This is a genomic window from Bifidobacterium saimiriisciurei, assembly GCF_010667655.1.
GTDB lineage: Bacteria > Actinomycetota > Actinomycetes > Actinomycetales > Bifidobacteriaceae > Galliscardovia > Galliscardovia saimiriisciurei.
In genome coordinates this window covers 1-11,608 of record NZ_WHZU01000027.1, presented here as the reverse complement: position 1 = coordinate 11,608, position 11,608 = coordinate 1, and the positions used below count along the sequence as shown (strand labels likewise).

The following is an 11,608-nucleotide window of genomic DNA, read 5'->3' as shown; positions in this document are numbered from 1 at the left end:
CGAAGGACGCATCGTCAACCCGTTCGGCGAGGATTCGAGACCGCACGCGCACGCCACGCGTCTGCTCGACGTGCAGGGCCTCAACATCGAATTCGTCACCAAGGTCCATGGCAAGAAGACCCGGTTCAAGGCGGTCAAGGACGCCGACCTGCACGTCGATCTCGGCGAGATCGTCGGCCTCGTGGGCGAATCCGGCTCCGGCAAGTCCACCATCTCCCGCGCCGTCGTCGGACTCAACGACGACTACAGCGGAAGGATCGTCTTCGACGGCCGCGAGCTCGGCCACAAGCGCAGCCGCGAGCAGTGGCGTGAGATCCAGATGGTGTTCCAGGACCCGTACGCCTCGCTCGACCCCAGACTCACCGTGCGCAAGATGCTGCGCGAGGTCATCCTCTACCACAAGGTCGTCATGGTCGCCGAAGCCGACGACTACTGCGAATATCTCATGAACCTGGTGGAACTGCCGGTCGAACTGCTCGACGCCCTGCCCGGCGAGATGTCCGGCGGCCAGCGTCAGCGCGTGGCCATCGCCCGCGCGCTCGCCGTCCGCCCGTGGCTGCTCATCGCCGACGAGCCGACCGCCGCGCTCGACGTCTCCGTGCAGGCCGGCATCATCAACCTGCTGATGGACCTGAACAAGCGGCTCGACCTGTCGATCCTGTTCATCTCCCACGACCTCAACATCGTGCGGTCCATCTGCGAGCGCACGTATGTGATCTACCACGGCGATCTGGTGGAGGAGGGGCCCACCGAACAGGTGTTCAGCCATCCGTCCAACGCGTATACGAAACGTCTGATCGACGCCATCCCCAAGCTGTCGAGCAAATACGTGGAACAGCTGGCGCAGGACAGGCCGTCGAACGAGGAGAAGGCATGATGAAGGCATTGCGAATGTTGAGGAAGTTCGCGGCGGTGGCCGTCGCCGCGGTGATGATGACGTCGGTCGCGGCCTGCGGCTCGCGGTCCACGGCCGCCGACACGCAGGACCTCGTGGTCGCCAGGTCCCTGGAGACCACCGACATGCTGCCGGCCACCGGCTACAGCAACGGCGACATCTGGGCCATCCAGCAGGTGTTCCAGACATTGACGCGCAACAAGACCGACGGTTCGGGCGTGGAGCCGGGACTGGCCACGTCGTGGAAGAAGTCGGCCGACGGCAAGTCGTGGACGTTCAGCCTGCGCAAGGGCGTGAAGTTCCACAACGGCAAGACGATGACCGCGAAGGACGTGAAGTTCTCCATCGACTTCGCCCGCACCGCGCGCGACGACAAGCCGTGGCAGTTCCTGTTCGTCGCCATCAGGAACGTCGACATCATCGACGACTACACGGTGCGGCTCGACCTCACCCAGCCGTGGGCGCCGCTGCTCGCCGACCTGTCGATGTCCGCAATCTCGATCATGCCCGCGAACTTCGCCGGCAAGAGCGAATCGCAGTTCCGCAGCGACCCCATCGGCACCGGGCCGTTCAAGGTGGGCGAGTGGAAGAAGGGCGACTACATCAAGCTCGTCAGGAACACCGACTATTGGGAGAAGGGCCTGCCGAAGCTCAACTCCGTCACGTTCAAGTACGTGGCCGACGCCAACACCCGCAGCCAGATGGTGCAGGCCGGCCAGGCGCAGATCGACGAGTTCCCCACGGCCGTCTCCGTCGCCTCCCTGAAGAAGACGAAGAACGTGCACGTGGACTCGTTCCCGTCGACGTCGCTGATCTGGGTGAACCTCAACAACCGCAAGAAGCCGCTCAACGACGTGCATGTGCGCCGCGCCATGGCCTACGCCATCGACAAGGCCGCCATCGTACGCGCCGTGTACTACGGCCAGGCCGAATCGGCGAACTCCATGCTGTCGAAGAACCTCATGGGCTACGCCAAGGAGACGCGCGACCTCAAGTACGACATGGCGAAGGCCAAGGCCGAGCTCGCCAAGTCCAACGCGCCGAAGCACTTCAGTCTCACCATCCAGGTGCAGTCCGGCGACCCGGAGAAGTCCATGCTCGCGCAGGTGCTTCAGGAATCGTGGAAGGAGCTCGGCATCGACGTCACCCTGCAGACGCTCGACTCGACCACCGTGTACTCCAACCGCACGGCCGGCGACTTCGACGTTGCCATGTTCGAGATGACCAACGACATCTCCGACCCGGACGAATGGATGCAGTACATGTTCTCGTCCAGCGCCAACGTGAACTCCGGTTACAAGAACCCGCGCGTCGACGAGCTCATCAAGAAGGCCGCCGCCGACAGCGACACCGACGCCCGACTCAAGGACTACGCCGAAGTGCAGCAGATCATCGCCGACGAGGCCCCCGAGATCCCGCTGGTGTACAAGCCCGGCCTGTTCGCCGTGCGCGACCAGGTGAAGAACTTCAAGGTCACCACGCTGGGCGAATACAAGCTCTCCGACGTCAGCATCGCCCAGGAACAGTAGAGGAGACATCATGCAATTGCTCGGTTTCCGCGCCCTCGAGGCGCCCTACGCCTCCATCGGAGAACAGTACGCGCGCGACCTGCTCGACCGCGAATACGATCTCGGCCATGCGACGCTCCGCCGCATCATGACAGAGAAGGACGACACCTTCGCCGTCACGCCGGCCGACGCCGACGGCCCGCGATACGTGCTGCGCATCGAGAACATCTGCGAGGACTATGCGGCCGTGCTGCTGCGCGCCAAGGCCCTGCGGCTGCTCGAGACCCGTTCGCCGCTGATCCCCGCCACGCGCATCATCCCCAGCGTCGACGACGGGCTCGTCGTCCGCTGCGACACCGCCGACGGCACCCGCTGGGCCACGCTGACCACGTTCCTGCCCGGCCGCGTGCTCTCGACCGTCGAACCACCGTACCGCACCGCGCTGGTACGCGACATCGGCTCCAAACTCGGCCAGCTCCAGCAGGCTCTGACAGGCCTCGGCAGCTTCGACGACCGATACGGACGCATACTCTGGGACGTCCGCCTGCTGCCCGTCATCGCCGACGAAGCCAAGGACTACCTGCCCAACGACGCCATCCGCAGGCTGGTCGCGAACGTCGTCGACGACTACCGCACCGTCGCCGACGACATCGCCGACTGCGACGAGGCGATATGCCACGGCGACTTCCACCCCGGCAACGTGACCGTCGACCCCGCCGACCCGACCCATGTCGCCGGCATCCTCGACTTCGGCGACATGCACGCCCAGCCGCAGGTCTGTGACCTCGGCACCTGCCTGTTCTACATGGTCAACCCCGCCGACATCGACGACCCGTTCGCGCAATGCCGCACCGTGCTCGACGGATTCCTCCGCGCCCGCCCCGACTTCGACCGTTCGCAGCTGCGACTGCTGCCGCAGATCATCAAGGCCCGCTGCGCGCTGACCGTGCTGATTCCCGCGCTCGCCAACCGATTCGCCGAGCATCGCGCCGACCACTACCTCTCCAGCGTCTCCGACCGCATCAAGGAGCTCGCCATGCTCCAATCCCTCCCCGCCGAGCAGGTCCTCTCCGGTCTGGGCGTCGAATAGTCGAATAGGAGTCCCCATGAATCCACGTTCCGGCATGAAGCGCATGGTCAACAGCTTCGATCCGACCAAAGGCGCCGCCGATCTTACTCCCGACGAGGCGGCCCTGCTCGCCCGACGCCAGCGCACGCTCGGCAGCCTCGCCCCGGTCTTCTACGAGCATCCGGTGCACATCGTGCGCGGCGAAGGCGCGCACCTGTTCGCCGCCGACGGCACCGACTATCTCGACTGCTACAACAACGTCGCCGTCGTCGGCCACGCCAACCCTCACGTGCGCGAGGCCGTCGCCGATCAGCTCACCCGGCAGGACACGCACACCCGCTACCTGCAGGACGAGGTCGTCGACTACGCCGAACGTCTGCTCGCCACGTTCCCCGACAAACTCGACCATGTGGCGTTCACCAACTCCGGATCCGAATCGAACGACCTTGCCCTGCGCATGGCCCGCACGTTCACCGGCCATCGGGGCGTGGTCGTCACCGGCAACGCCTACCACGGCATCACGTCGCTCGTCTCCTCCGTCTCGCCGAGCTTCGGCACGGGACTGCCGTTGGCGCCGTTCCTCGTGGCCGTGCCCGTCGACGACATACTCAAAAAACCCGACGGCACGTTCGACGACCATGCCGTCGCAGCGGCAGCCCGCGCCGAACTGGTCGCCCGATTCGAGGCCGCGTTCGCAAAGCTCCACGACGCCGGTTATGGCGTTTCAGCCGTACTGCTCGACCAGATCTTCTCCTCCGACGGCGTCCTGCCCGGAGCGACCGGCTGGGTGGCCGACGTCGCCGACGCCGTGCACCAGGCCGGGGGACTGCTCATCGCCGACGAGGTGCAGTCGGGCTTCGCGCGCACCGGCGAACGGTTCTGGGGATTCCGCCGCCACCGCGCCGACGCCGACATCGTCACCATGGGCAAGCCCATGGGCAACGGCATCCCCACCGGCGCCGTCGTCTACAAGCACGAGATCGGCGACACCTTCGCCGCCTGCACCAGATACTTCAACACGTTCGGCGGCAACCCCGTCTCCATGCGCGCCGCCAGCGCCGTGCTCGACGAGATCGAGTCGCGCGAACTGCAACGCCACGCCCGCGAACTCGGCGATCACATCGCCGCCGAGATCGCCCGGCTGCTCGCCGATGCGCCGCGATTCGGCGGCATCCGCCACGCCGGACTGTTCATCGGCATCGACATCCTCGCCGCCGACGATTCCCGTACGCCCGACCCGTACGCCGCGGCCCGCATCATCGCGGCGCTGCGAGACCGGCGTGTGCTCATCTCCGGCTCCGCCGCCGACGGCAGCTCCCTCAAACTCCGTCCGCCGCTGGTCTTCACCCGGTCCGACGCCGACCGCCTGCTGACAGAACTCGCCGCCATCGCACCGCTGTTCGGGTGACCATTGCCCATTACCATGAACTTCCCCAACACGCCAGACCCGTCCACGGTTTGACCGTGCGTGGTGTTAGCGTGAGGAGCGTAACAACAAATCCGCACGGGTGCCCAAATGCGAGGGCTGAGATCGGAAAGCGTCCGAGACCGTAGAACCTGGCCGGGTAATGCCGCCGTAGGAAGATAGGAAGTTCCATGCAGAGTTCTGCACATACCGCATTCCCATACGTTTCGATGCGTGACAGCTTCGACCTGTCCTCGTCGCTCGTCGTCGGACCTCATACGGTCGGCGACAAGGCGATCACGGATGTCGTCGACGACGCGCTGCGCGGGGGAGCGACGTTCATCCGCCTCTCCGCACGCCACGTCACCGCGAAGGAGCTGACCGGGCTTGCACAGGATCTGGCGCAGATCATCGAGGACAACGACAAGTCCGACTCCGTCGCCCTGGTGATCGACGGCCGCGCCGACGTGGCCTGGCAGTGCCGCAACAAGGGCATCAAGGTCGACGGCGTGCACATCGGCGCCAACGACATGGAGCCGCGCGAGGTGCGCGCCCTGCTCGGCGATGACGCCATCATCGGCCTCTCCGCCCAGATCGAGGGCCTGGTGCCGATCCTCAACGAGATTCCCGAAGGCTGCATCGACTACATCGCCGCCACGCCGTACCATCTCGCCACCCCCGAGCTCGAGGAGGCCGCCAAGGCCGAGGAGCACAGCACGCTGCTCACCCTCGACAAGGTCGACACCATGGCCGAGGCCTGCGTGTACCCGGTCGTCGTGGGCGGGGGAGTGACCGCCGCCGACACCGCCGACCTGGCCGGCACCAAGGCCGCCGGCTGGTTCGCCACCGACGCCATCGTGAACGCCGAGAACCCCGAGGCCGCCACCGCGGCCATGGTCGAGGGCTGGAAGTCCGTGCGCGGCGACGCGAAGCACGGCTACGCCCCGCGCGCCGCCAAGCCCGAAGCCCCCGCGGAGGAGGCCAAGCCCGCCGCCGGCGAGAAGAAGTTCACCAACGCCAAGGACGCCAAGGCCGCGCAGAAGCTCGCCAAGCAGCAGCGCGTCGACATCGCCGCCCGCGACTCCAAGCAACGCGACAAGGCGCACATCCGCAAGACCAAGACCGTGCACTTCGAGAACCAGCACGGCACCTACGACCTCGAGGTCCCGTACACCGAGATCAAGCTGTCCGACACCCCCGGCGTCGGCCCGAACCCGCCGTTCATCGACTACAACACCGAAGGCCCCAAGTGCGATCCGAAGGAAGGCCTCAAGCCCCTGCGCCTCGGCTGGATCAAGGACCGCGGCGACGTCGAGGAGTACGAGGGCCGCAGGCGCAACCTCGCCGACGACGGCAAGCGCGCCATGAAGCGCGGCAAGGCCACCAAGGAGTGGCGCGGCCGCAAGCACGACCCGATGCGCGCCAAGGACCATCCGGTCACGCAGATGTGGTACGCCCGCCACGGCATCATCACCCCGGAGATGCAGTACGTCGCCGAACGCGAGAACTGCGACGTGGAGCTCGTGCGCTCCGAGCTGGCCTCCGGCCACGCCGTCATGCCGTGCAACATCAACCATCCCGAGGCCGAGCCGATGATCATCGGCTCCCGCTTCCTCACCAAGCTCAACGCCAACATGGGCAACTCCGCGGTGACGAGCTCCATCGACGAGGAGGTGGAGAAGCTCACGTGGGCCACCAAGTGGGGCGCCGACACCGTGATGGACCTCTCCACCGGCAACGACATCCACACCACCCGCGAGTGGATCCTGCGCAACTCCCCGGTCCCGATCGGCACCGTGCCGATGTACCAGGCCCTCGAGAAGGTGGAGGACGACGCCTCCAAGCTCAGCTGGGAGCTGTTCCGCGACACCGTCATCGAACAGTGCGAGCAGGGCGTGGACTACATGACCATCCACGCCGGCGTGCTGCTTCGCTACGTGCCGCTCACCGCCAACCGCATGACCGGCATCGTCTCCCGCGGCGGCTCCATCATGGCCGAGTGGTGCCTCCAGCACCATCAGGAAAGCTTCCTGTACACGCACTTCGACGAGCTGTGCGACATCTTCGCCAAGTACGACGTGGCGTTCTCGCTCGGCGACGGCCTGCGTCCCGGCTCCCTGGCCGACGCCAACGACGCCGCCCAGCTGGCCGAGCTCATGACCCTGGGCGAGCTCACGCAGCGCGCCTGGGCCAAGGACGTGCAGGTGATGATCGAAGGCCCCGGCCACATCCCGTTCGACACCGTGCGCATGAACATCGAACTGGAGAAGGCCGTGTGCTCCGGCGCCCCGTTCTACACGCTCGGACCGCTCACCACCGACACCGCCCCCGGCTACGACCACATCACCTCCGCCATCGGCGGCGTGGAGATCGCCCGCTACGGCACCGCCATGCTGTGCTACGTCACGCCGAAGGAGCACCTCGGTCTGCCGAACAAGGACGATGTGAAGCAGGGCGTGATCGCCTACAAGATCGCCTGCCACGCGGCCGACATCGCCAAGCACCATCCGCACGCCCAGGACCGCGACGACGCCATCTCCAAGGCCCGCTTCGAGTTCCGCTGGCTCGACCAGTTCAACCTGGCGTTCGACCCGGACACCGCCATCGCCTTCCACGACGAGACCCTGCCGGCCGAGCCCGCCAAGATGGCGCACTTCTGCTCCATGTGCGGCCCGAAGTTCTGCTCCATGGCCATCAGCCAGAACATCCGCAAGAAGTTCGGCAACGCGGCCCAGCAGGAGCAGCTCGTCAAGGACACCATCGCCGGCAAGATCTCGGCCGTCGACGCCGCAGCACAGGCCGTCGCCGACAGCGGCGTGAAGTCCGGCGCCGCGATGAGCGCCGACGACATCGCCGCCGGCATGGACGCCATGAGCGAGAAGTTCCGCGCCCAGGGCGGCAAGCTCTACTCCAAGGCCGCGCAGTGATCGCGGAGTAAGCCCTAATCAGTGAGTCCCTGTTGAATCACGGTCCATCGGACCAGTGATTCAACAGGGACTCACTGATATATCAGGTGTATCAGGCGGCATCCCCCTCTCCTCTTCCTCTCTCAGTCGACTACGTCGACCGCTCCCTTCAGCGAGGGGAGTCAGAGTAAAGGGGTGTATCGCCTGACTCCCCTCGCTGAAGGGGAGCGCCCACGCATGCGGCCCCTACCGCGTATGCTGGCGTAGTTCGGGGCGGCGGCGGACCCGTCCGAACGCGGTCATGAGGTCGTCGGCGCGGATGGCGCTGCGACGGTCCTTGGCCGCCACCAGCGCCGCCTCCGTCCAGATGGCGCATACCTCGGCGCCGCTCCATCCCTCCGTGCGCGCGGCCACCTCGGCCAACGGCAGCTCTCCTTCGCAACGCAGCGAACGGGCCTGCACCTCGAGGATTCCCAGCCGGTCATGCTCGCTCGGCATGGGGAACGGGATCTGCCAGTCGAACCTGCCCGGGCGCAGCAGCGCCGGATCGACGTCCTCGATGCGGTTCGTCGCCGCGACCACCACCACGTTGCCCTTCGACGCGAACCCGTCCATAAGCGTCAGCAGCTGCGCCACCAGGCGTTTGCCCACGCCGTTCGTGTCGGTGTCGCGAGACGAGGCGATCGAATCGATCTCGTCGAAGAAGATGATGGCGCGCTTGTCGCTTTGCGCCGCCGCGAAGATCATGCGCAGCGTCTCCTCGCTGTCGCCCACGTACTTGCTTACGATCGTCGGACCCGAGACCAGATAGAACTGCGCGTCGGCCACGTTCGCGATGATGCGCGCCAGATGCGTCTTGCCGGTGCCCGGCGCGCCCGTGAAGATCACGCCCTTGATGGGCTTGGCGCCGATGGCCCGCATCTGCTCGCTGTTGCCCAGCTGCGTCTCGATGAGCTCCTTGGCGCGCGATATCACCTGCTCGTAGCCGCCGAACGAGGAGAACGTCAGCGACGGGTCGGCGCTCGGGGTCAGGCGGTATTGCTTGATGTCGTCGTCATGGTCGCTTTCGCCGGGACGTATCGCCGTCGGCCACAGCACCCGTTCGATGCCGAACAGGTCGGTGAACTCCACCGTGTTGCCGGGCATGATGTTCTGCGGGTAGTCGCCCTCGAGCATCTCCAAACCGTCCGACGTCTCCAGGATTACGCAGTCATTGAGCGCACGGCGCACGATGCCCACGCGTGGCTTGACGGGCCACACCGATTCCGGCACCTTCGTATAGAAGTCCTCGCCGACGAGCATCACCTCGCCGACCTCCAGCACCTCCTGGTTGGGGAACGTCAGCTGCGTGGTCCGTCCGTTCGGCATCACGCCGTAGTAGTGCGCACGCCCCTCGTCGAATCCGGTGATCCGCACCAGCACGCCGTCCTGCCGCATCGCGCCGCCGTCCGCCATATCAGTCTCCTTACGTCACGTAATCGCATTGCCCAATATAACAATCGTTCGTCGAATCGGGGAAGACGGGGAAAAATGCGATGAAAACGGGCAGTATTTTCGGCAACGGCGGCGGTTGGCGGGGAGTCATGAGTACCATGGTGCTCGTATCAATGCTTCCCTAAGATAGCGAGGATGACAGAACATGCCACGTATGTTCGGAACCGATGGTGTTCGTGGATTGGCAAACCGTGATCTGACCGCGCAGCTGGCGCTTGATTTGGGCGACGCCGCCGTTCGCGTATTGGGTGACGACCAGAGCGAGGGCCGTCGTCGTGCCCTGGTCGGTCGCGACACCCGAGTCTCCGGCGACTTCCTCGCCGCGGCGCTGTCGGCCGGCATGAGCGCCGGCGGCTTCGACGTCATCGACGCCGGCATCATCCCCACGCCGGGCGTCGCCTACCTGACCTCCGTGCTCAACGTCGAGATGGGCGCCGTGATCTCCGCCTCCCACAACCCGATGCCCGACAACGGCATCAAGTTCTTCGCCCGCGGCGGCTTCAAGCTGCCCGACACCAAGGAGGACGACATCGAGGCGGTGCTCGGCCAGGACTGGGAGCGCCCGACCGGCGCCGGCGTCGGCCGCATCTCGCACGACACCGAGACCGCCACCAAGCTGTACATCGACCACCTGGTCGCCGCCGTCGCCCCCATCGGCGAGGACAAGACCCAGACCAAGCCCCTCAAGGGCCTGAAGATCGTGGCCGACTGCGCCAACGGCGCCACCTCCGTCGTGGCCCCCACCGCACTGCGCCGCGCCGGCGCCGACGTCATCGTCATCAACGCCTCGCCGGACGGCTACAACATCAACAAGCACGCCGGAAGCACCCACCCCGAGCAGCTGCAGGCCATGGTCAAGGCCTCCGACGCCGTCATGGGCGTGGCCTTCGACGGCGACGCCGACCGCTGCCTCGCCGTGGACGAGGACGGCAACATGGTCAACGGCGACCAGATCATGGGCATCCTCGCCCGCGCCAAGCAGCGCGAAGGCAAGCTCGCCCACGACACGCTCGTCGTCACCGTGATGAGCAACCTCGGCCTCAAGCTCGCCCTCAAGGACATGGGCATCAAGACCGTGCAGACCAACGTCGGCGACCGCTACGTGCTCGAGGAGATGCTCAAGGGCGGCTACACCCTCGGCGGCGAACAGTCCGGCCACGTCATCAACCGCGAATTCGCCACCACCGGCGACGGCACGCTCACCGCGCTCACCCTGTGCAACGAGGTGATGAAGTCCGGCAAGAGCCTCAAGGAGCTCGCCGCCGACTTCCCGCAGCTGCCGCAGCAGCTCGTCAACGTGCCGAACGTCGACAAGATGGCCGCGAAGACCAACGCCGCGGTGCAGGCCGCCGTCGCACGCGAGGAGAAGCTCCTCGGCGACACCGGCCGCGTGCTGCTGCGCCCCTCCGGCACCGAGCCGCTGGTGCGCGTCATGGCCGAGGCCGCCACCCAGGAGCAGGCCGACGAGGTGTGCAACCGCCTCGCCCAGGTCGTCGCCGACGAACTCGCCCTGTAACCCGTTCGCTCCCTCTGCCGGGAGCAGTAAAGGACCCACCCATGTTCGGTAAAAACACCAAGGTCAACATGGAGCTCAACCGCGAGGTCGAGCTCATGCTCAAGGACGCCAAGGACAACGACGGCCTGCTGCCCATCGTGCAGGCCGGCGAGCCGGTGCTCCGCCACAAGACCGCACGCTACAACGGCCAGCTGTCCCGCAACACGCTGAAGAAGCTCATCGAGACCATGCGCCACACCATGCTCGAAGCCCCGGGCGTAGGTCTCGCCGCCACCCAGATCGGTCTCGGACTGGCGCTCGCCGTGGTCGAGGACCACATTCGCGACGACGAGGACGACCCGCGCGAGGTCGCGGAATTCCCCTTCCACGCGATCATCAACCCCGTCTACACGCCGGTTGGGGAGAAGACCGCGAGCTTCTACGAGGGCTGCCTGAGCTTCGACGGCTACCAGGCGGTGCGTCGCCGCTGGGTGGACATCACCGCCGAATGGGACGACGAGCACGGACAGCATCACAAGGAGCAGCTGCACGGCTGGCCGGCGCGCATCTTCCAGCATGAGACCGACCATCTGAGCGGCGAACTGTACATCGACAAGGCCGAGATCCGCAGTCTCACCACCTACGAGAACCTCGAGGACTACTGGTGCGACGACCCGGTGCCCACGGCCGCCGCCAAGCAGCTCGGCTTCGAACTGTAGCGTTCGTTCGCGTCGTTCCCGACGGTTTCCGACCATCCGGCCATCCGGATTCTGCTGGTTCACGCCTTCCCCCATACCTCGGCATTGCGGATTTTTCACCATGATACCGCGCCGACG

At 66.1% G+C, this 11,608-nt stretch carries 8 protein-coding genes; 7 read left to right on the top strand and 1 reads right to left on the bottom strand.

All coding sequences use genetic code 11. The features are described from left to right. The 5 genes from GFD18_RS10710 to thiC all read left to right on the top strand — a co-directional run. A partial coding sequence (locus GFD18_RS10710; protein ID WP_163228294.1) for an ABC transporter ATP-binding protein occupies positions 1-877 on the top strand: 877 nt, incomplete at its 5' end. Beyond that, positions 874-2,424: an ABC transporter substrate-binding protein gene (locus GFD18_RS10705; protein ID WP_163200296.1), complete on the top strand. Its 1,551-nt coding sequence runs from the start codon at positions 874-876 to the stop codon at positions 2,422-2,424. The genes GFD18_RS10710 and GFD18_RS10705, both read left to right, overlap by 4 nt. A gap of 10 nt (positions 2,425-2,434) precedes the next feature. After that, positions 2,435-3,493 (top strand): phosphotransferase, encoded by a 1,059-nt coding sequence (locus GFD18_RS10700; protein WP_163200297.1) that lies wholly within the window; start codon positions 2,435-2,437, stop codon positions 3,491-3,493. A 16-nt stretch (positions 3,494-3,509) separates the two neighbouring features. Continuing rightward, entirely contained in the window at positions 3,510-4,880 is a 1,371-nt protein-coding gene (locus GFD18_RS10695) for an aspartate aminotransferase family protein (protein WP_225433087.1), read from the top strand. Between the two features lie 188 nt (positions 4,881-5,068). Next, complete coding sequence (thiC, locus tag GFD18_RS10690; RefSeq protein WP_225433085.1) at positions 5,069-7,804, top strand: phosphomethylpyrimidine synthase ThiC; 2,736 nt, start codon at positions 5,069-5,071, stop codon at positions 7,802-7,804. A gap of 225 nt (positions 7,805-8,029) precedes the next feature. On the opposite strand, the gene GFD18_RS10685 is transcribed toward thiC, so the two are convergent. Beyond that, positions 8,030-9,238: an ATP-binding protein gene (locus GFD18_RS10685; RefSeq protein ID WP_163200298.1), complete on the bottom strand. Its 1,209-nt coding sequence runs from the start codon at positions 9,236-9,238 to the stop codon at positions 8,030-8,032. 184 nt (positions 9,239-9,422) lie between these two features. Here GFD18_RS10685 and glmM point away from each other — a divergent pair, with 184 nt between their 5' ends. Both glmM and GFD18_RS10675 read left to right on the top strand, forming a co-directional pair. Beyond that, positions 9,423-10,793, top strand: coding sequence for a phosphoglucosamine mutase (gene glmM / locus GFD18_RS10680; RefSeq protein ID WP_163200299.1), 1,371 nt, complete (start codon positions 9,423-9,425; stop codon positions 10,791-10,793). A 41-nt stretch (positions 10,794-10,834) separates the two neighbouring features. After that, positions 10,835-11,491: a peptide deformylase gene (locus GFD18_RS10675; protein WP_163200300.1), complete on the top strand. Its 657-nt coding sequence runs from the start codon at positions 10,835-10,837 to the stop codon at positions 11,489-11,491. Positions 11,492-11,608: the final 117 nt, after the last annotated feature.